Below are 20032 nucleotides of genomic sequence, written 5' to 3' on the forward strand. Positions count from 1 at the left end.
AAGGTTCTAGTTTTCTTTCGCAAAACAAATGTAACATGTCCCTTAATCATCGTCAATAGACTTTGTGCCCTTTATGACAATAGCGCACCTTTGTGCTTATTCTATAACAATTCACTTGGTAATAGAAACATTATCAAAAGAGCTAGGAATAAATCCTAGCTCTTTTGATATATAGTATCCACAAAGGTGTCTTTATCTAATCTTAAAATATTTAAGGCTGTGGAAAAATCAGTAACTAAATGATTAATATACCCCTTTTTTAAAACGGCTAAGAGTGCCGCAGCCTTATAATTGCCATGAGCAACCGCTATTCTATTAGGAACTTTCTGTAGTTGTTCTAAGGTAATTCCTATTGTCCTTTTAGCTAAATGTTGATTCACAGGATCACCTGAATGATTAAAAAAACGACAAGTAATTTCACCTACAGCTGCTTCTTCATCCAAGCATTGAAAATCATCTTGATTTAAAAGGTCAAGCCACTGTTGTTCATTGCTTTTAGGTTTACCACCAACGCCCACAATTGCCACATCAAGTTTTTCCCAATTATCCATTAGCCCCTCAAAATATTTTGAAGTTAATATTCCTTTCGCTAAATTAGCGTTTTCTTGAACTAGAGTTGCATTAATGAAAGTACAACTTCCTTGGAAACGCCTTGACATTTCGTAAACCAGAGTATTAACGTGATAGCGTGCATTAATATGACTTGGACCTCCGGCCAAAGGAACAAAAGAAACTTGAGAAACCGGATGAGGACGCATTGCTTCAACTACTTTACTAAGTGTCCTCCCCCAAGCAATCCCCACCTTTTCATTCTCTTTAATTTTTTTTCGAATCATAGCTGCAGCTACATGTGCTAAATCCTTCTCTATCTCTGAAGTATCGCTATCTTTTCGCGAAGAAACAATCTCAATATCTTTAAGGTGATATTTACTTTTAAAATAGGATTCTAACTGAAAAATTTCTGGATTAAAATCTGAAATTTCGATTCTAACAAGACCTTCTTCTCTCGCTTTGGCTAACATACGACTTATTGTTGTACGATAAATTCCTAATTCATTGGCAATCTCAGATTGGCTTTTCCCTTCCATATAGTAAAGGTAAGCTACTTTAGCTAACAATTTTTGACGCTCTAATTTCATACTCATAACCTTTCAGCATTTGCTTCAGTTTAACAAAAAGGTTACATCTGTGCAATTTGACATGACACTTTATCTATTATCGCCACAAATGTGCAAAATGTAAGAAAAATAGCCTCTTTTATGGTACTTGTAATAAAGATTGAATGGTAATCTCTGCTTCTTGGAACAAATTAGCAATTTCCGAATTTGGATGTTTATCTGTAATAACTTGTGATACAGTTGACAACGGAAGCTGTTCCACCAATGCAGTCTGATTAAACTTACTAGAATCTGTTAAAATAATGACTTCATCGGCAGCATTCGCCATCTCTTGTGCAACTTCAGAACGCATTAAATCTCTACCCATAAATCCTAGTTTTGGATCAAAACCATCAGTCCCAACAAAAGCTAACGAGACATGAAAAAGTGAAATCATCTTTTTCAAGAGAGGACCTACCGTAACCTGTGAACTTGATTGATACTCACCACCAAGTAAGACAATTTGGCATGAATCATACTCTCGTAAATAGTTAGCAATAAAGCAAGAGTTGGTCAAAATAGTGACATTTCGCTTTGTCTGACAGATATTTTCTGCTAAAAGAGCACAAGTAGAGCCTGATTCTATTAAGATAGTGTCATTGTCAGACACCATATTTGCAGCTAAGGCAGCAATTTCTTTTTTAGTTTTATGGTTAAAAGATAACCTAACATTAAGGTCATCCCCACTGTTTAAAACTGCATAACCGTGCTCTCTATGCAAAAGCCCTTTGCCTTCTAGTTTATCTAAATCTTTACGTATCGTTACTTTAGAAACTTGCAACAACTCCGAGAGTGTATTAACATCTATTTTTTGGTACTGGGATACTAAACTAATAATATTTTCTAATCTATTCATGAAACACCTCCTTTCTATTTTATCATTTTTTATTTATTAAACAAGTTCAATAAACTTTCATTCGTAATTGACTTTGTTACGTATAAAAGGTATACTTAAAATGAAATTGAGGAAAATAATATGACAAATGAAAAAGGTATTGTATTCAACATTCAACATTTTAGTATTCACGATGGTCCAGGTATTCGAACAACCGTTTTCTTAAAGGGTTGTCCTCTTAGATGTCCTTGGTGTGCTAATCCCGAGTCGCAAAAAATGGTTCCAGAAACAATGAGAGATGCCATTACTAATGAAAGCGTCATCGTGGGCGAAGAAAAATCGGTTGATGATATTATTGAAGAAGTTTTAAAAGATATTGATTTTTACGAAGAATCTGGTGGGGGCATAACGCTATCTGGCGGTGAAATATTTGCACAATTTGAATTTGCCAAGGCAATTTTAAAACGTGCTAAATCACTGGGAATCCACACGGCTATTGAAACAACTGCTTATACTAGACATGAACAATTCATAGATCTTATCCAATACGTTGATTTTATTTACACCGATTTAAAACATTACAATAGCCTCAAACACCAAGAAAAGACGATGGTTAAGAATGCTTCAATCATCAAAAACATTCATTATGCTTTTGCCAACGGTAAAACGATTGTGCTACGTATTCCTGTCATACCTAATTTTAACGATTCATTAGAAGATGCTGAAGAATTTGCTTGTTTATTTGATCGCCTAGATATCCGTCAAGTGCAACTCTTACCTTTCCACCAATTTGGGCAAAACAAATATCAATTACTTAATCGTCAATATGAAATGGAAGAGATCGCTGCACTACACCCAGAGGATCTACTCGATTATCAAGCTATTTTTAGCAAGTATAATATTCACTGCTACTTTTAAATATTTAAAACCTAGACTTGTCATTAATCAAATCTAGGTTTTTTGTTTATTTATTATTCAAGTAGGCTAGACCTTCCTCAACCCAACTAGGTAAATTTTCCTCAAGTGGTTTGAAACCTATCTTAAGACGATTGTTAGAAAATCGATGACGATGCTGAATATGATGTCTCTCTTCTTCAAGGGTCCGAAGCGATAAACTTGCTTTTTGTGTAAATTCATCTACATCTATAACCTGAACATAGACTTCATCACCTACACTAAGAACATCATAAATATTATCAATGTAACCTGTTTTAATTTCAGAAATATGGATAAGTCCAGTCCTACCATCCTCAAGAGAAACAAAGGCTCCATAAGGCCTAATGCCAGTGACTGTTCCCTTTAACTTATCGCCAATCTTCATTTTATTCTTTAACCTCAATCGTTAAAATAACAACATCTTCCAATGGTTTGTCTTGAGAACCAGTCTCTACTGCCGCAATCTCATCAAGTACCTCAAAAGAACTTTGGTCTACTAATTGTCCAAATACACTGTGGCGACGATCTAGATGCGGTGTACCACCTTGTCCAGCATACAACTCAGCAATTGGTGTTGGCCAACCACCTCGCTCTAATTCCTTTTTCGCATAAGGAATTTTTGTATTTTGGACGATGAAAAATTGGCTGCCATTCGTATTTGGTCCAGCATTAGCCATTGAAAGAGCTCCGCGAACATTATATAATTCCTCGGAAAATTCGTCTTCAAAACTTTCCCCATAGATAGATTCACCACCCATACCTGTACCAGTTGGATCACCACCCTGAATCATAAAATCTGGAATAATACGATGGAAGATAATACCATCATAATAACCTTGTTTAGCTAAACCAATAAAGTTTGCTACCGTTTTAGGAGCATGATCCGGGAAGAGTTTTACAGTCATATCCCCGTGATTTGTTTTAATGACAGCCACAGGACCTTCTGTATTTTCAATATCTACTTGTGGAAATGTTAATTCTTTTTCTATCAAACCTAGTTCCTCCAGGGCATACAAAATGCCATCTTCTTCTACTTTTTTTGTGATAAAATCTGCTTTTTTTTGAGCTTCTGGGTGTGACACTCCCATCGCCACAGCTAGTCCAGCATAATCAAAGAGTTCTAAATCATTGAGCTCATCTCCGAAAACCAAGATATTCTCTGGCTTTAAGCCCAAATGTTCAACAACTTTAGAAACACCTAAAGCCTTCGATGTTCCTTTTAACACAACATCTGAAGAATGATCATGCCAACGTATCAAGCGAAGATGTTCAGCTAACGGTTCAGGTAGATGAAGGCTATCTCCTTTATCTTCAAATGTCCACATCTGATAAATATCATGTTCTTTATTGAAATCTGGATTAACTTCGAGATCAGAATACACAATATCAATCGCATCATTTACCAAATCATCACGATCTGATAAAACTGCCTCATGACGACCAGCTAAACCGTACTTAATACCAACAGTGTCCGCCCATTTCTTATATTGCTCTACATATTCAGCTGGAATAGGACGATGGAAGATAATATTCTTATCCTTGTCCTTAACGTAAGCTCCATTTAATTTTACACAATAATCGGCATTTAAATCTTGAACTTCTTTTGGAACGCCATATCGTGCTCTTCCTGAAGCAATACCTACAACGATTCCTTTATCTTTCAAAGCTTTAAAAACTTTTAAGATTGATGGTGGCATATAACCTGTATCTTTAACACGAAGCGTGTCATCAATATCAAAAAACACTGCCTTTATTTTTTTTGCTTTATATTTAGTTTTTGCGTCCATGACTAACCACTTTCATTAACATAGTGCCTCTATTATATCACTTATTCATCATCTTGTGGTACCAAATGGTGTTGGAAAGCATAGACAACTGCTTGAGTTCGATCTGCTACATTTAGTTTTCCCAAAATATTAGAAACATGAGTTTTAACAGTCTTTAACGAGATAAATAATTCATCAGCAATCCTTTGATTGTCATAACCTTTGGCTAATAAATTAAGGATATCACGTTCCCTTGCTGTTAAGCCCTCATGTAAAGCTGGACATTTATCATGAGCCTTAATTTTCTTATCTACTTCATTTTCAATAGCTTGTTCTCCCCTTGAAACTTTACGAATGGCATTAAGAATCTCTGCTGCGCTTGAGGTCTTTAACATATAGCCTTTGGCACCTGCTTCAATAACAGGGTAAATTTTTTCATTATCCAAGTAAGATGTTAAGACTAAAATGGCAGCTTCTGGCCAATCCTTCAATAATGCTAAGGTTGCTTCTACACCGTCCATTTCAGGCATTACTAAGTCCATAACAACAACGTCTGGACGTAACTCCAGTGCTTTTTTTATGCCTTCTAAACCATTTGAGGCCTCACCTATTACTTCAACATCAGCTTGTAAGTTTAAAAAACCTTTTAAACCGAGACGAACCATCTCATGGTCATCAACAAGTACAATTTTTATTTTATCCATTTTTATCCTCACTCTGATTTACTAAAGGTAATCTTATATCCATAGCAACTCCTTTACCAGGCTGACTGAGAAGCTGTAAATTTCCTGCTAAATCTTCTACTCGATCTTCAATATTTTTTAACCCATAACTTAAATCATAGACAGAATCCATATCAAATCCAATACCATTATCAATCATTTTTAACTGCAATTCATTCTCTGTTTGATTAAGGTAAACTTCGAGACGACTGGCTTGTGAATGCTTTAAAGTATTACTGATAAATTCTTGACCAATTCTAAAAATATTGTCTTCAATCTTTTTGGGTAAGGTTAGAATTGATTCATGATAAACAACTTCAATGTCGCTCTTATCGGTCAATTCTTTCAATATCATTCTGAATCCTTCAGATAGGGTCTTATTTTCTAATTCAACTGGCCTCAAATGAAGTAGCAGAATTCTCAAATCATTTTGTGCATGCTGAAGCATTTCTTCTACTGCTAATAATTGCGAGCCAACCTGATCAACGTCTAGCTGAGAAACATTCTGTGCTATCCCTGACAAAACCATGGAAGCAGCGAACAAATCCTGACTAACTGTGTCGTGTAAATCACGTGCAATACGCTTACGTTCTTGTTTCACAATTTCTTGGCTTTTTAAAATACGACTATTTTCCTTAGATTGTAGACTTGCTGTCATTAAATTCATTTTTTTAGAGAGCCGTTGAATATTGGTCGATATTTCAGTACCATCATCGGTAACATTTATTGATTGGTTATTTAAAATGCGACGTAAATTATGGTTAATTTGACGTTTACTATTATCATCTAATAAAAACCAAGTTAGCAATAAAAGGATAGTTACCGCTAAAGATAGAAAGAAAATAGAGAAAATCAATTGTTCAATCAGCCACAAACGAGACGTTTGATAGAGGTGCACCAAATTAACACCCAAACTATCAATAATGACAAAACAAATGGCAAATATAATGACACTTCCATAGAAGAAAGCTAAAAAGTAGTGGTGCTTTTTCATTTACGACTAACCTCAACTTTCCCAGCGATAGTGTTTACAACTAATTTGACACGTTTCAAAAGGTAATATTCTTCCTCTTGTGACAATTTTATAGATTCATTTCTTAGATCATACTCCTCAAAATCAAAGTACTGTACACTACCGTAAACAGAACTAATATCAGCCTTTACGGCAACGTCTAAAGGAACCAATACTTTAGTATCACCAAAAACCTTTTGAATTATAATAACATTATCCTGCCCAGATACAATAACATTTGTTAAATCAATTGTATCAGTCCCAGAGATTCTTATAATATTAATATCTTCAAAAGCATAAAAGTCACTTTCGTGTTGATCAGTACCTAACCATTGGTTTCGTGTTGTCTTAACATCTAATTGATGATTCTTAAATTGAATCAAAGCATAACGATTTTTTTTCTTAACTTGCGAGAAATGATTGATTAGAACATACAAAACTGCAAAAACAACGGCTGCAATAATGTAAGGGTTAAGCATAAAGATTAAAAATAGTAATAACAAACTTGTCGTTAACAGAAAATTATGACGACTATCGTTGTTATAAAATCTTAAGGCTAAAAGAATCAAAGCGAGAATAAAAATAAAACTTGTCCAGTCATCAGATAAAATTTTCATTAATCCCATAACTAAGACAACGGCTTCAACAAGTAGAAAAAACTGAAATTTTTTCATAATAATCCTTCCATTACTCTATATGACGTATTTTATCAAAAAGCCCTATACTTTGCACCATTATTGAGAGAAAAATTTGGCATATTGGCAGAGAACCTTTCTAGGCATGGTCTCTGCCATAGCAAATTAAAAAGAAGACTTTAACATCTTCTTTTTAATTTTATTGAGTTAATGGATTGTTAGCTGTTCCTGTATTAGTTGTACTATCACTTGGTAGTGTTGAACTACTTGTAGAAGTGCTACTACTATCAGAAGTGCTAGCATCCGTTGATGAGCTTACAGAATCCGAGGTAGTTGTTCCTGTTGAGCTTGAAGCCGAAGAATCTATTGGCGTAGATGATGAGTTATTCGTTGTTTTAGAACCAAGAAGATACAGCTTAACTTTATCTCCTCTCCTTAATCCAACTTCTCCTCCGTAATAAGGATCCTGACTTGCTATCTTACTTGAAGATGGAGGTGTTACTACTGTTTGATAAACGCCATTTTGCATTTGATAGAAGACAAGATTATCTGCATCTAATCCGAGGTCTGTCAAGGTTTCTATTACTTCTCCAACAGTCATACCTGTTACATCAGGCATAATCATTGGATCATTAACAGCAACCGTAAGTGTTAATTTCTTATTACCATCAGGATTAAAAGATGTTCCTTCTGGAAGCGACTGTGCTAAGATTGTACCAGTAGTATAATCATTATTAATTTTACGCTTAACCTTGATTAAAGATTTTTTAACACCTTTGCCTTGAAGATCTTTGAGGATATCTTTGTAATTATGTTCCTTATAATTACCTAGAGTGAAACTCTTGTTTGGAGTGGCAATATAAAGATTAACTTTAGCCCCTTCTCTGCGAGAACGTCCTGCAGCAGGGTCTGTTTTTACGACAAGTCCTTCTGAAACACTATCACTCTCAATATTACGAATAGCTCCTACTTTCAATCCAGAATTTTCCAATGTCATTTTTGCTTGAGCTACTGTTTTGTTGCTAACATCTGGAACACGAATAGTCGTAGGACTTACTAAAATTTTATAAGCAAATACAATTATTCCTACAACACAGAGTGCAAAGAATAATTTCATGATTGTACCAAGAAGTCGATGAGAAGCCTTCTTTTTAGACTTCGTTTTATCGTTACTCGCAGAATCAGGAGTTATTTTTTCTGTTGTTTTGGCCTGTTTTTGATTACGCAACAGTTGTTCTGTCGTTAGAGATGATACTGTAGATGTTACTTTGGGTAGTGTCTTAGTACTCTCAGTATCATTAAAAACAAGTTTTGGTTCACGGTGACGTGTCGAGCTTAGAGCAGTTGATAAATCACGTCCCATCTCATAAGTTGTCTTATAGCGATCTGTTAGCTTTTTAGCTGTTGCTTTAATGACAATGTTTTCCAAAGCTTGTGGAACGCTTTTATTTTCTGCAAGGATTGATGGTAGTGGTTTTTGGAAGTGCTGTAGGGCAATAGTAACTGCACTATCCCCATCATAAGGAATATGGCCAGTTAACATTTCAAAAAGCATGATTCCCATGGCATAAATATCACTCTGAACAGTCGCTTTTGAACCACGCGCCTGCTCTGGCGATAAATAATGAACACTACCTAACATAGAATTCGTTTGCGTTAAACTAGTTTCAGCAAACGCTACCGCAATACCGAAATCTGTAACTTTTACAGTCCCTTTTTTAGTTAATAAAATATTTTGAGGTTTTAAATCACGGTGTACGATACCTTTCTGATGTGCCAGTGACATGGCTGAAAGGACTTCATTCATGATTCGAACAACTTCATTATTTGATAGGGGTGCATTGTCTTGAATATACTTTTTTAAATCGAATCCATCAACATATTCCATTACTAAGAACTGCTGTCCGTCTTCTTCACCTATATCACGAATAGCGACAATATTAGGATGTGTCAGCTCAGCCATTGCTCGTGCTTCTCTCTGGAAGCGAGCAACCGCAATCTGATCTGTTTGATAATTGGTTCGCAATACTTTTATTGCGACCTCTTCATTATCTAAAATTAGATCTCGAGCTAGATAAACATCCGCCATTCCACCTCGTCCGATTGATTTAAGGATCCGATAACGACCAGCAAATAATTTGCCAATCTGAATCATTAAACCGCCTCACTTTCAACGTAAACTAGTGCCACAGTGATATTATCAAGACCTCCTCTATGGTTTGCTAGAGTGATTAAATCTTGATTCTTATCATCTAAGGTTTTTTCTTGTGTTAGTACTGTAGCAATATCGGCATTACTCAACATATTAGTTAGTCCATCACTATTAACTACAAGGTAGTCACCTTCTTCAAGTAGATGAACTCCTAAATCAGGTTCGACTGGATTGGCTTGACCAATTGATTGCGTAATAATATTTTTTTGAGGATGACTAGCAGCTTCTTCTTCTGTTAATTGGCCAGCTTTTACCAATTCATTAACAAGAGAATGATCACTCGTCAATAAATGATACTCTCCTTGACGAACGATACCGATACGTGAATCTCCTACATGTGCGAAAATAATATTATCTCCTACAATGGCAACTGCTTCAATGGTAGTTCCCATACCTTTGTAATCATCTGACTGACCTAATTCATATATTTTGCGATTCTCTGTTTCAATAGAGACAAGCATCCAATCACGAATTTCTGATAACTCAGAAAAATCTGTCTCCGCCCAATCACTTCCTAGATCAGTTACAGTCATCTCGCTAGCAATATTTCCTGCACGATGTCCTCCCATACCATCTGCTAAGATGATTAGTGGGACGCCGGCTTTATTTTCAAATTGATTAATAAAATCTTGATTATTGGAACGACGTTGCCCAATATCTGTTAAAAGAGATATTTCCATATATTTTTTTCTGACGATGTCAGTTTCCTCCTAGACACTACAAGATACGTTTGACTTGTCCAATAAAAAAGCCATCTGTATGATATTGTTCAGGGCTTATACTAATACAGCCTCTCTTTACAATATCCTCTTGTGTATGACTCAGTTCTACTTGCTCAAAATTGGGGTGGTTTTCTAAGAATTTTTCAATAACTTGAAAATTTTCTTCCTCAAAAATGGTACAAGTGCTATAGGTTATTATACCACCTTTACGTAGCGTTTGACAAACGCTAGATAGGATAGACAATTGAATCTCTTGGAGTGCTTCAAAGTCTTGATTAGCTTTATTGTACTTAATATCTGGTTTACGGCGAATTAGCCCGATACCTGAACAAGGTGCGTCTACTAAAATTTTGTCAAAAGTATCCTCAAGAAAATACTCATGAGCTTTACTTGCATCTAACTTTTTAGTTTTTATCTTATCTGACAGACCTAGGCGTTTTGCATTTTCCATAACCAATTCCAATTTATGATCATACAAATCTAAAGCAGTTACTGCCCCTGTAGTCAAATATGAGGCGATATGACTTGTTTTTCCTCCTGGTGCACTACATGCATCCAATACTTGGTCATTACCTGAGACTTTGAGTGTTGGAGCAACTAATTGACTAGATTCATCTTGGATAGTAATGAGGCCATCTTGGAAAAATGATGTCGATGAAAAATTTCCTGAGTCTGCAACTAAAGCTGTCTCTGCAATATGTGAATCTCTAACATTTAAAGTTTCTTTGATAGTTTGTTTTTGCGATAAGTCAGTCACACGAAGACTGGCTTTATTTCGCTCAAATAAACTCTCCATAATAGCTAAAGCTCTTGTCTCACCATATTGGTCAATTAATTTTTTTACGAGCCACACTGGCATGGAATAAGCAACAGAGTAACGTTTGTTTTGGCGTTTTATTGATGCAATTTCAGGGAGCGTCTCCGAACTTACTCTTCGTAAAACGGCATTAATTAACTTTTCAGCACCCTTTTTATTGCCTCGATTCTTAGCAATAGTGACAGCATCATTAACAATAGCGTGATCTGGGATGTTGTCCAGATAGAGTAGTTGATAAAGGCTCAGTAGCAAGAGATGATATACCCATAATTCAAGCTTATCACGATCAACTATAAAGTGTGATAGATACCATTCTAGCGTTATTTTTCTAGCCACAGTTCCATAGACAATTTCTGTTACTAAGGCACGATCTTTATCTGATAGTCTAGATTTTTTTAAACTCTTATTAAGTGCGATATTAGAATAAGCTCCTTTATCAAAAACTTCCTCTAAAGTCATTAAAGCTAAACCACGCGCACTCTTTTTCCAATCATTCGCCAAATTTATCTCCTATTTCTAAATTACGACCAACACCATTTAAAAAGTCTTTTATATCCATACGAGGTTTCCCTGCTGGTTGAACTGATTTGAGTTCAATAGCTCCGTCACCAGTTGCTACTGTCAATGAGTTCTTTGTCTTAGCGATCACTTGACCCGGTGAGCCCTTTCCTTCTGACATTGTTACTTCATAAAGTTTAAAACGATTTCCCTCCAAAAGGGTATGTGCAACTGGCCATGGATACATCCCTCGAACATGGTTAAAAATGTCGCGCGATGATTTATTCCAATCAATTCTCTCTTCATCTGGACTAATATTAGGAGAAAAACTTACCTCTTCTTCATTTTGTGGTATCGGCTTAATATCACCTGATAGATAACCTGGAAGCGTATCTAATAAAAGGTCACGACCAACAACGGCGAGTCTATCAAACATTGTCCCTACATTGTCTTCATCAGTTATCTCAACGGAAGCTTTTGATACCATATCCCCTGCATCCATCTTTGCAACCATTTCCATGATGGTAACCCCAGCTTCTTTTTCGCCATTAATAATGGCATAATGAATTGGTGCCCCACCACGATATTTTGGCAATAGAGAAGCATGTACATTAATTGCAAAACCTACCGATTCCAAAAGCTTTGTTGGTAAGAATTGACCAAAAGCAGCTGTTACAATACCATCTGCACCTAGGGTCATTAGTTGTTCTAATTCTGGACTTCCAGATAGTTTTTCCGGCTGATACACAGGAATGTTGTTTTCCAAGGCCACTTCTTTTACAGGGGTCATTTTAATTTCTTTTTTACGACCTACAGCACGATCTGGTTGCGTCACAACAGCTAAAACATCATACTTACCATCTGCTAAAATACCTTTTAAAACCGTCGCTGAAAAATCAGGGGTCCCCATGAATAATAATTTTGTCATTGCTTTTTCCTCGTCTTTCTTTTCTCAATTATATCATAGCACTATTCTACATCATATTTTGCGGTTCGTGGTCTATTGCTAAGCGAAGATCTCTATTCTCCTTGTCTTGAGTCATGTCTAATAAGCGATTCAAAACAAGTTCAAGGTTGTCCTCAAATCGATACTTGATAATAATTTGGTAGTGATAAAGGTTATGTGTTCTTGCAATTGGTTTTGGCGTTGGACCTAACAACTTTACTTTATCACTAAAGCCTTGCTTCAATAAACTTAATACTTCATAAGATTTTCGTATTAACCACTCTTCATCTTTATGCGATAATGTTAAACCAACTGTAAAATAATAAGGAGGATAACCAAGTTGTCGACGGATATTCATTTCATATTGATAAAAAGCTTCAAAATCTTGCTTTTGGGCTAATTGAATAGCATAATGATTAGGATTATAAGTTTGAATGACAACCTCTCCTTCTTTTTCAGCACGCCCAGCACGTCCAGCCACTTGAGTTAATAGCTGAAAAGTTCGCTCTGATGATCGAAAATCAGGTAAATTCAGAGAAGTATCTGCATTTAGTACTCCAACTAAAGTAACATTTGGAAAATCCAATCCCTTAGCAATCATCTGTGTTCCCAATAAAATATCAGCTTCATGATTTCCGAAACGCTTCAAAATAGACTCATGACCGCCTTTTTGCCTTGTCGTATCAACATCCATCCGTAAAATCTTTGCGTCTGGGATAACTTTCAAAAGTTCTTCATAAGCTTTTTGGGTTCCAGTACCATAGTAAGAGATACTTTTACTATTGCAATTTGGACATGTTCTTGGAATAGGCTTTTCAAACCCACAATAATGACAATTCATGGTCTTTGTAGCCATATGTAAAGTCAGAGAAATGTCACAATTAGGACATTGATCAACGTAGCCGCAGTCTCGACACATAATAAAACTAGAATAACCTCTACGATTGAGCATAAGAACCACTTGCTCTTTCTTATCTAATCTATCTCGGATTTTATCTAGTAAATATGATGTGAAATTACTAACTTCTTGTTGACCAATAAAATTTCTAAAATCAATAATTTCAACCTGAGGAATACGTGCTTTAGGATTAGCACGATGTTTTAATTCTAAAAATTTATAAACATCCCGACTAGCTCTAGCTCGGCTTTCGATACTTGGAGTTGCTGATCCCATTAGTAACACAGCTTTATAATATTCTGCACGTAGCAAGGCCACATCGCGCGCATGATACCTTGGGTTAGATTCTTGCTTATAAGTTGATTCATGTTCCTCATCTATAATGATGGCTCCGATATTTTCCAAAGGAGCAAAAATTGCTGAACGAGCTCCAACGACAACTTTAGCTTGACCTGATTTTATCTTTCGCCACTCATCAAATTTTTCACCTTCTGACAAGCCCGAGTGCATAATAGCAACTTGCTTTCCAAAACGAGAAATAAAACGATTCGTCATCTGGGGAGTTAAAGAAATTTCTGGAACGAGAACAATCGCTGTTTTTCCCAACTTTAAAACGTTATCAATGATATGAAGATATACCTCTGTCTTACCAGACCCTGTAATCCCCTCCAACAAGAAGGGTTTATTCTGTTCCTTACCAATTTGGTCAACAACTATTTTAACTACTTTAGCTTGTTCCTGATTTAAATCCAAAAAATCCGTTTTTAGGATTCCTTTAAAATAATTATCAGATCTACTAGCTTCTTTTTCAATGACTTCAATGATTCCTTCTTCTCTGAAAAAATTAACCACAGGAGATGAAAATTGTTTGTTTAAAGCTGTGAGGCGCCCTGGTTGAGGATTTTCTAACAGGAATTCTTTCAACTCCAGTCTCTTTTTCGCTCTTGCTGCTATTTGGCTCTTTTCTAACAGAGTTCTGTTGATTTTGTAAATCTTTTCTGTTTTTATTGTTTTCTTATCTTTGGCTAAATATTGAACTTCTATGAAACCTTTTTGAATTAATCTGCCTGCTTTTTTGGCATCTTGAGAAGACAAACTTGAAAAGACAATTTCCGTTTTATGACCAAATAGATCTTCTCTATCTTCTGATGGTAATGTGTCTGTTGCTAACAAGAGTTTATCATATTGCGAATTCAAAAGACTTGGTAACATTGATTTCAAAATAGATATTTTATAAGAAAAGACAGTATGGCGCATCTGATCAGCTAAGTCTAGTTGTTCCTGATTTAAAACAGGTTCAAAATCTAGGACCTCCGCAATATCCTTAGTCTCTAATTCATCATCATCTCTGAAACCGACAACAAAGCCTTGCAAAAGACGATTTCCTCTTCCAAAAGGAACATGAACGCGTACTCCTACTTGTACCAAATCTTCCAAATCTTTAGGAATGGCATACGAAAATGGTTTATCTGTCTGCATCAGAGGAATATCAACAATAACCTGTGCTAATTTTCTTGCCATAAACCCTCCCTAATTCTCTAAAATATGAAAAGAGGCTGATACAGAATGTTTCAACCTCTCACTTTTGACTTGCTTAAATTTTTTCGCCGTCTTCTTTTTCTTTAGCAATTTGCTCTTTGATTTTACGTTCTTCTTCTTCTTTAGCAAGGCGTTCAGCTTCGATACGAGCGCGAACTGAGGCACGTTTTGCTGATGGATCTGGGTGAATTACAACATTACCTGACTCGATTTCTTCTAAAGCGCGAAGTGTTGATTTCACAGATTTAAAATCTTGAGTGGCTTTCTCACCAGCTTCCAATTCATGAGCACGCTTAGCTTGTAAAATAACTAAAGAATATTTTGAAGGAACTTTATCCAACAAAGTGTCGATAGAAGGTTTTAACATCATAAGGCAATTCTCTTTTCTATTTTTAACTTAATTTTTTATCAGTTTCTTTGACCATGTTGGTATAACGCCCAATAACACGATCCACACGATAATGTTCTGCTTCAATGACACGTTTAACACGTTCTGCTGCTAATGACACTTGATCATTGACAACAGCATAGTCATACTCCCTCATCAAAGCAATTTCTTCTTTGGCACGTTCAATACGTTGGGCAATCACTTCTGGACTATCTGTCCCACGTCCTACTAAACGCTCTTCTAATTCCTCTAAATCTGGTGGTGTTAAGAAAATGAAAACACCGTCCGGAACCTTCGATTTAACTTGAAGCGCTCCCTGAACTTCTATTTCAAGAAAAACATCAATCCCTTTGTCTAAAGTCTCGTTGACATAACTTAAAGGAGTTCCATAGTAGTTACCAACATACTCCGCATACTCAAGCATTTGACCTTCTTTAATCAACGCTTCAAACTCTTCACGTGTACGGAAGAAATAATCAACTCCATCAACTTCGCCTGGGCGTTGTGGACGAGTAGTCATTGAAACGGAATAATCAAATTTATGGTCAGGGGTTGAAAAAATTTCTTGCCTAACTGTCCCCTTACCAACACCAGATGGTCCTGAGAAAACAATTAGCAAACCACGTTCAGACATTACACACTCCTCAAATTAATAGATCGGGTGTTAAGTGTTAAAAAGACCAGAACAATCTGGTTCTTACCTTAACTATTAACTTTTATAGCAATTCATAAATTGCTCCCTAAATAAAGTTTCTTCTCATTAGTTTAACAAAAAGAAACCTTTTTTTCAAGGTCTCCTATTATTTTTTATAGAGTCTTTTTACCCCACCTATTCCACTACTTGAATTAGTAAAATCCTCAGGAGCTCTCTCTCCAATTTGGATAAAAAGCTTGATATAAGATGGTGCCTCAATGCCCTTTTTAGCATAGTATTTTCCTGCTCTAGAGCGACGCCAAAACATAAAGAGCGGTATGACTAAATATGCAAATATCCCTACCTCAGGTAGAAAATAAGCGAGGATAATGATGATAAAGCGAACCACAACTGAACGAATGGCAAAAGTTGTCATGACTTTTATAACCCGCTCTTTCAATTCACTAGGAATGGTCACTAAATCATAACTTGCCAAACGAATCCGAATAATGTCTGATGTGAGACCAACTAATAACGTTAAGAGTCCATAAGCCATAACAGCAAAATTATGATTCTCAAAAGAAATCATAAATTTAGTAAAGAGAGGAATCAAACAAATACCTAGGTGTTCAATGATATCAAGAGCTATAATTTCATCATTAGTCTTTTGAGCATCTAGGCTATTTTGTGCCCTTTCGTACCAAAAATTAAAAACAACAACAAAGCTAACAATAAATAAACCTATGTTCCGTGTAAAGTCACCAATATCACCCATCGTAGCCGGAGTTTTTATCTCCAAAACTAAAATCGTCATAGCAATGGCCAAAATTGCATCACTAAGCGTATCAAAACGTTCTTTAAATTTTTGCATACATACATCCCTCTTAATACATTATGGCATCTCGACTGGAAAAAAACTATCACAGCCAATCCTTTTCTCGTGCTATTTTAAGTGCCTCCAAACGATTATTAACTCCTAATTTATCAAAAATATTTGACGTGTAATTACGAACTGTACCATTCGATAAAAATAAAGTGCATGCAATTTCTTTGCTGGTCTTCCCTTGAGCAATTAGGGAAAGAATTTTTATTTCTTGCTCACTCAAAGGATTAGATATAACGTTTTCCATTAATTCAGGCGAATATTCTTTACCCCCAGATAAAACTTTTTGAATCGTTTTCATCAAATCAGCTACTGAGCGGTCTTTCAAAACATAAGCATCTACATTTGAACGAATAGCCCTTTGGAAATAACCTGACCGCTTAAAGGTTGTTACAATTATGACCTTAACATTCTGGTATTTTCTAACCCACTCTAAGACATCTAAACCTGATAATATCGGCATCTCAACATCCAATATTGCAACATCTATGGCTTTATTGGATAAAATGGCAATAGCTTCTCCACCATTTCCAGCTTGATCAATAGTAGAAACACTTTCTTCCATCAAAAGTAATTGGCACATAGCATCTCGTAGCATGGACTGATCCTCAGCAACAAGTAATTTCATCTTATACCTCTTTCAATACCACCTGAATATGAGTTGGTTTACTTCGGGACAAAATCGTTAGTGTCCCTTCAACGATAGTTAATCTCTCTTGAATACTATGCAACTCATCTCCGTCAAGGTTTGTAAAACCACAACCATTATCAATCATCTCAATATTTATAGTAGCACCTTGCCTTACTAAACTCAACTCCACGCTATCAGCTTCAGCATGCTTAACAATATTATTGGATAATTCCTTTAATATCATTGTGATTGTAGATTGTGTTACTGGACTTAGTTGTGACGTCTCTAACTTATTAACAACTGTTAACTTAATGTTAGATAATTGAAACAAGCGGTACAACTCATCAATTTCTTCCACTACTGTACGATACTTGAGGTTAGAAACAATTTGACGGACCTCACTCATCGATTGATGACTAATATGATTTAATTCTGATAGTTCTTTTTGTACCTTATCATAGTTCCTTTTTTTCTAACAACTTTAACGCTAGTTCTGTCTTTAGTGTCATCATAGCAAATGTATGTCCTAAACTATCATGCAAATCACGCCCTATACGGTTACGTTCATTTTCAGCTGACAAAATATTGATATACTGATTTTGCTCTGCAATTTTTTCTCTTTGTTCTTCGCTATTTCTATTTTCAATAGCAATCCACATGTAACCGATACAAAAAATAGGAACAATTAGAAACATGATTCTATCACCAAAGTCTGATGCCTTAAAGAAGCATAAAAATACCACTGTGGCTAGAGTACAAGCAAAACTAATGAATCTAAAAGACTTCAATTTATCTCTAAAGCGATAGACGAGTAAATTACTCAGAAAGTAAATATACCAGATGAAACCACTATTTATAAAAATTGTCATGTAGAAAATATATGTCAACATTGTAGACCAGGCAATCATGTGATACTTTGATTCGCCCCTGATAATAACAGAGTATAAATATGCTCCTACAAAAGCTAGCGTAAAAAATAAAGTCCAAAAAGGGTAGTGATAATAGAGAATCCCTCCTATGGGGTAAATCAAAAATACTAACGGAATAAAATACATTAAATCATAGTTATTTTTTTTAATTTTCAAATTGAATGCCTCTTCTGAGATAGTAGATAAGCGATAACTAACATTATAATACCATAGCCTATCAGAATAATAAGAGAAAAACCAGCAAAACTATTAGCAAACGGACTAAGGATAACTTGAGTCAAATGGTAAGTAGGGGTTAACTTTGATAAAGCTTGCAACCATTTTGGGAACATTGTAATTGGCATCCACATGCCACCAAGAACAGCTAATGACATATAACAAATATTGGCTACCATTGACATTAGTTCAGTATTTTTAAAGTAGGAGACGAGCAATCCAAAAGGAATAAAACATGTTGCTCCTCCTAATAGCAATAAAAAGCTCTGCATCCATTGTTCTATTGGCATACTAACTTGCCTTAAAATATGCCCAGTTAGGAAAACAACAGTTATTGCTAGGCAATAGTAAAATAAAATACGAATAATTTTTGCTAGATAATATTGCCACATTGGTACTGGTGAGTGTCTTAATAATTGCATTCGGTTTGAGAGTTGATCATCTTTCATAGAAAATGGAAAAGTAAAAAAAGCAAAGCTAAGACTTGAGAATCCTGCCATCGTTATCATATAATTACGAACGTAGATAGCTTCGATGGCTTTAGTGAGTCCTTCGCCCATAAATCCTGAAAAAAATAGAAAAAAAGCCACTGGCATACCTATAGCCATAATGAGATTGGCAAGTTGACGTTTTGTCAAAAGAAATTCCATTTTCAATAATGCTTTAAAGATTCTCATGTTTTACCTCCTTAGTAGTCTCAAAAATACGATTTAACAAAGTTCTATTGGTCATCTCAATAGCTTCAATAGGACAACCATTATCTGCCAGTATTTTCCATACAGCTTCAGCCTCCCCAGTAACAAACGTTATACTATCACTCTTGGCTTCACACTCTGTAATCAAATAGGTAGGTAATAATTTTTGATAACTAAGCGGAACGGTGAATAACTTTTCGGTTTTTTCTTGCTTCATGGCAAAGGGGGTTGTATCGCGTAATAACTTTCCTTTATGAAGTACTAAAATCCTATCAGCTGTATGTTCTACCTCTTCGATATAATGACTAGAATAGACAATTGTGACACCTTCTTTTTTTAGTGTCGCAATCAGCTCCCAAAATCGTTGACGTGTGGAAGTATCCATTCCGGAAGTAGGTTCATCTAAAAATAGTAATTGGGGCTTACCAACCAAAGTTAAAACAAAAGCTAAAAGTCGTTTTTGCCCTCCAGATAAAGTCTCTGTAAATTGTTGCAAGTGCGTATCACTCCACTGTAGATAGTCTAAAATCAGAGACATTGGCAGCACTTCTGGAAATAAACACCTTTGGAAATCAATGAGTTCTCTCACTGTAAACTTTGAGGGCAATACATTTTCTTGTGGTAAGATGGCCACCTTATATTTTAACCTATTGTGGTGTGCAGGCAGATTAAAAATCGTCAATGATCCTGAAGAAATACTAATATCACCTAACAAAGTTGACATCAGAGTTGTTTTCCCTGCACCATTAGGTCCAATCAATGCTACACATTGGTTAGAAGCTATACTAAATGATATATCTTCTAAAATCGTTTTTTGCCCGATGCTTTTAAATATATGATCAACCTTAATTATATCTTTTGCCATTTGGTTCTCCTTTACTATAATCATAGTATAAAAAATCAGAAGTAAACTTTTTAGATATTTTTGTCATTTCAAAATATGACAAATGTCAACTCTATA

The 20032-nt window shown here is 35.6% G+C and carries 19 protein-coding genes and 1 pseudogene; 1 reads left to right on the top strand and 19 read right to left on the bottom strand.

Annotated features, from left to right (window positions below; all coding sequences use genetic code 11):
• Positions 1 to 155: 155 nt before the first annotated feature.
• Together EGX70_RS06015 and EGX70_RS06020 are read right to left on the bottom strand one after the other, a co-directional pair.
• Complete coding sequence (locus EGX70_RS06015; RefSeq protein WP_000764463.1) at positions 156 to 1139, bottom strand: sugar-binding transcriptional regulator; 984 nt, start codon at positions 1137 to 1139, stop codon at positions 156 to 158.
• A gap of 118 nt (positions 1140 to 1257) precedes the next feature.
• A complete protein-coding gene (locus EGX70_RS06020) occupies positions 1258 to 2013 on the bottom strand; it encodes a DeoR/GlpR family DNA-binding transcription regulator (protein ID WP_001080746.1) in 756 nt (251 codons plus the stop codon).
• A gap of 120 nt (positions 2014 to 2133) precedes the next feature.
• Here EGX70_RS06020 and EGX70_RS06025 point away from each other — a divergent pair, with 120 nt between their 5' ends.
• Entirely contained in the window at positions 2134 to 2910 is a 777-nt protein-coding gene (locus EGX70_RS06025; protein ID WP_000180537.1) for a glycyl-radical enzyme activating protein, read from the top strand.
• A 46-nt stretch (positions 2911 to 2956) separates the two neighbouring features.
• Here EGX70_RS06025 and EGX70_RS06030 read toward each other — a convergent pair whose 3' ends face one another.
• From EGX70_RS06030 to EGX70_RS06110, 17 genes and pseudogenes are all read right to left on the bottom strand, one after another.
• A complete protein-coding gene (locus EGX70_RS06030) occupies positions 2957 to 3313 on the bottom strand; it encodes a S1 RNA-binding domain-containing protein (RefSeq protein ID WP_000689608.1) in 357 nt (118 codons plus the stop codon).
• A 1-nt stretch (position 3314) separates the two neighbouring features.
• Positions 3315 to 4715 carry a bifunctional Cof-type HAD-IIB family hydrolase/peptidylprolyl isomerase gene (locus tag EGX70_RS06035; RefSeq protein ID WP_000339133.1) on the bottom strand — a complete coding sequence of 467 codons (1401 nt, stop codon included), beginning with the start codon at positions 4713 to 4715 and terminating at the stop codon, positions 3315 to 3317.
• 41 nt (positions 4716 to 4756) lie between these two features.
• Entirely contained in the window at positions 4757 to 5398 is a 642-nt protein-coding gene (locus tag EGX70_RS06040; RefSeq protein ID WP_123948000.1) for a response regulator transcription factor, read from the bottom strand.
• Positions 5391 to 6410: a sensor histidine kinase gene (locus tag EGX70_RS06045; protein ID WP_000716170.1), complete on the bottom strand. Its 1020-nt coding sequence runs from the start codon at positions 6408 to 6410 to the stop codon at positions 5391 to 5393. The genes EGX70_RS06040 and EGX70_RS06045 overlap by 8 nt, the downstream gene beginning before the upstream one ends.
• Positions 6407 to 7102 (bottom strand): cell wall-active antibiotics response protein LiaF, encoded by a 696-nt coding sequence (gene liaF / locus EGX70_RS06050; protein WP_000714456.1) that lies wholly within the window; start codon positions 7100 to 7102, stop codon positions 6407 to 6409. Before liaF ends, EGX70_RS06045 begins: the two co-directional genes overlap by 4 nt.
• A gap of 160 nt (positions 7103 to 7262) precedes the next feature.
• Entirely contained in the window at positions 7263 to 9218 is a 1956-nt protein-coding gene (gene pknB, locus EGX70_RS06055; protein ID WP_000614568.1) for a Stk1 family PASTA domain-containing Ser/Thr kinase, read from the bottom strand.
• Positions 9218 to 9955 carry a Stp1/IreP family PP2C-type Ser/Thr phosphatase gene (locus EGX70_RS06060; RefSeq protein ID WP_000406233.1) on the bottom strand — a complete coding sequence of 246 codons (738 nt, stop codon included), beginning with the start codon at positions 9953 to 9955 and terminating at the stop codon, positions 9218 to 9220. The genes pknB and EGX70_RS06060 overlap by 1 nt, the downstream gene beginning before the upstream one ends.
• A gap of 37 nt (positions 9956 to 9992) precedes the next feature.
• Positions 9993 to 11315, bottom strand: coding sequence for a 16S rRNA (cytosine(967)-C(5))-methyltransferase RsmB (rsmB, locus tag EGX70_RS06065; RefSeq protein WP_001262604.1), 1323 nt, complete (start codon positions 11313 to 11315; stop codon positions 9993 to 9995).
• Positions 11305 to 12240, bottom strand: a complete 936-nt coding sequence (fmt, locus tag EGX70_RS06070) for a methionyl-tRNA formyltransferase (RefSeq protein ID WP_000163893.1) — start codon at positions 12238 to 12240, stop codon at positions 11305 to 11307. Before fmt ends, rsmB begins: the two co-directional genes overlap by 11 nt.
• A gap of 46 nt (positions 12241 to 12286) precedes the next feature.
• The gene (locus EGX70_RS06075; RefSeq protein ID WP_000101528.1) at positions 12287 to 14677 is read right to left on the bottom strand and encodes a primosomal protein N'; all 2391 of its coding nucleotides are present in this window, start codon (positions 14675 to 14677) and stop codon (positions 12287 to 12289) included.
• Positions 14678 to 14750: 73 nt separating this feature from the next.
• A complete protein-coding gene (rpoZ, locus tag EGX70_RS06080) occupies positions 14751 to 15065 on the bottom strand; it encodes a DNA-directed RNA polymerase subunit omega (protein ID WP_000979239.1) in 315 nt (104 codons plus the stop codon).
• Positions 15066 to 15087: 22 nt separating this feature from the next.
• On the bottom strand, positions 15088 to 15717 hold the full coding sequence (gene gmk / locus EGX70_RS06085; protein WP_000003861.1) for a guanylate kinase: 630 nt from the start codon (positions 15715 to 15717) through the stop codon (positions 15088 to 15090).
• Positions 15718 to 15883: 166 nt separating this feature from the next.
• Positions 15884 to 16588, bottom strand: a complete 705-nt coding sequence (locus EGX70_RS06090) for a TMEM175 family protein (RefSeq protein WP_001168922.1) — start codon at positions 16586 to 16588, stop codon at positions 15884 to 15886.
• Positions 16589 to 16637: 49 nt separating this feature from the next.
• Positions 16638 to 17228 carry a DNA-binding response regulator gene (locus tag EGX70_RS06095; protein WP_000772050.1) on the bottom strand — a complete coding sequence of 197 codons (591 nt, stop codon included), beginning with the start codon at positions 17226 to 17228 and terminating at the stop codon, positions 16638 to 16640.
• A 1-nt stretch (position 17229) separates the two neighbouring features.
• Positions 17230 to 18316, bottom strand: a pseudogene (locus EGX70_RS06100) (sensor histidine kinase).
• Entirely contained in the window at positions 18313 to 19053 is a 741-nt protein-coding gene (locus EGX70_RS06105; RefSeq protein WP_001217938.1) for an ABC transporter permease, read from the bottom strand. Before EGX70_RS06105 ends, EGX70_RS06100 begins: the two are co-directional and overlap by 4 nt.
• Positions 19040 to 19936: an ABC transporter ATP-binding protein gene (locus tag EGX70_RS06110; RefSeq protein ID WP_001029973.1), complete on the bottom strand. Its 897-nt coding sequence runs from the start codon at positions 19934 to 19936 to the stop codon at positions 19040 to 19042. The genes EGX70_RS06105 and EGX70_RS06110 overlap by 14 nt, the downstream gene beginning before the upstream one ends.
• Positions 19937 to 20032 lie beyond the last annotated feature (96 nt).

Origin of the sequence: Streptococcus sp. FDAARGOS_522 (assembly GCF_003812445.1) — a bacterium.
GTDB classification, from domain to species: Bacteria; Bacillota; Bacilli; order Lactobacillales; family Streptococcaceae; genus Streptococcus; species Streptococcus agalactiae.

Coding starts and splice junctions, on each gene's coding strand:
- EGX70_RS06015 (WP_000764463.1), bottom strand. CDS start 1,139: ATGAAATTAGAGCGTCAAAAATTGTTAGCTAAAGTAGCTTACCTTTAC.
- EGX70_RS06020 (WP_001080746.1), bottom strand. CDS start 2,013: ATGAATAGATTAGAAAATATTATTAGTTTAGTATCCCAGTACCAAAAA.
- EGX70_RS06025 (WP_000180537.1), top strand. CDS start 2,134: ATGACAAATGAAAAAGGTATTGTATTCAACATTCAACATTTTAGTATT.
- EGX70_RS06030 (WP_000689608.1), bottom strand. CDS start 3,313: ATGAAGATTGGCGATAAGTTAAAGGGAACAGTCACTGGCATTAGGCCT.
- EGX70_RS06035 (WP_000339133.1), bottom strand. CDS start 4,715: ATGGACGCAAAAACTAAATATAAAGCAAAAAAAATAAAGGCAGTGTTT.
- EGX70_RS06040 (WP_123948000.1), bottom strand. CDS start 5,398: ATGGATAAAATAAAAATTGTACTTGTTGATGACCATGAGATGGTTCGT.
- EGX70_RS06045 (WP_000716170.1), bottom strand. CDS start 6,410: ATGAAAAAGCACCACTACTTTTTAGCTTTCTTCTATGGAAGTGTCATT.
- liaF (WP_000714456.1), bottom strand. CDS start 7,102: ATGAAAAAATTTCAGTTTTTTCTACTTGTTGAAGCCGTTGTCTTAGTT.
- pknB (WP_000614568.1), bottom strand. CDS start 9,218: ATGATTCAGATTGGCAAATTATTTGCTGGTCGTTATCGGATCCTTAAA.
- EGX70_RS06060 (WP_000406233.1), bottom strand. CDS start 9,955: ATGGAAATATCTCTTTTAACAGATATTGGGCAACGTCGTTCCAATAAT.
- fmt (WP_000163893.1), bottom strand. CDS start 12,240: ATGACAAAATTATTATTCATGGGGACCCCTGATTTTTCAGCGACGGTT.
- EGX70_RS06075 (WP_000101528.1), bottom strand. CDS start 14,677: ATGGCAAGAAAATTAGCACAGGTTATTGTTGATATTCCTCTGATGCAG.
- rpoZ (WP_000979239.1), bottom strand. CDS start 15,065: ATGATGTTAAAACCTTCTATCGACACTTTGTTGGATAAAGTTCCTTCA.
- gmk (WP_000003861.1), bottom strand. CDS start 15,717: ATGTCTGAACGTGGTTTGCTAATTGTTTTCTCAGGACCATCTGGTGTT.
- EGX70_RS06090 (WP_001168922.1), bottom strand. CDS start 16,588: ATGCAAAAATTTAAAGAACGTTTTGATACGCTTAGTGATGCAATTTTG.
- EGX70_RS06095 (WP_000772050.1), bottom strand. CDS start 17,228: ATGAAATTACTTGTTGCTGAGGATCAGTCCATGCTACGAGATGCTATG.
- EGX70_RS06105 (WP_001217938.1), bottom strand. CDS start 19,053: ATGAGAATCTTTAAAGCATTATTGAAAATGGAATTTCTTTTGACAAAA.
- EGX70_RS06110 (WP_001029973.1), bottom strand. CDS start 19,936: ATGGCAAAAGATATAATTAAGGTTGATCATATATTTAAAAGCATCGGG.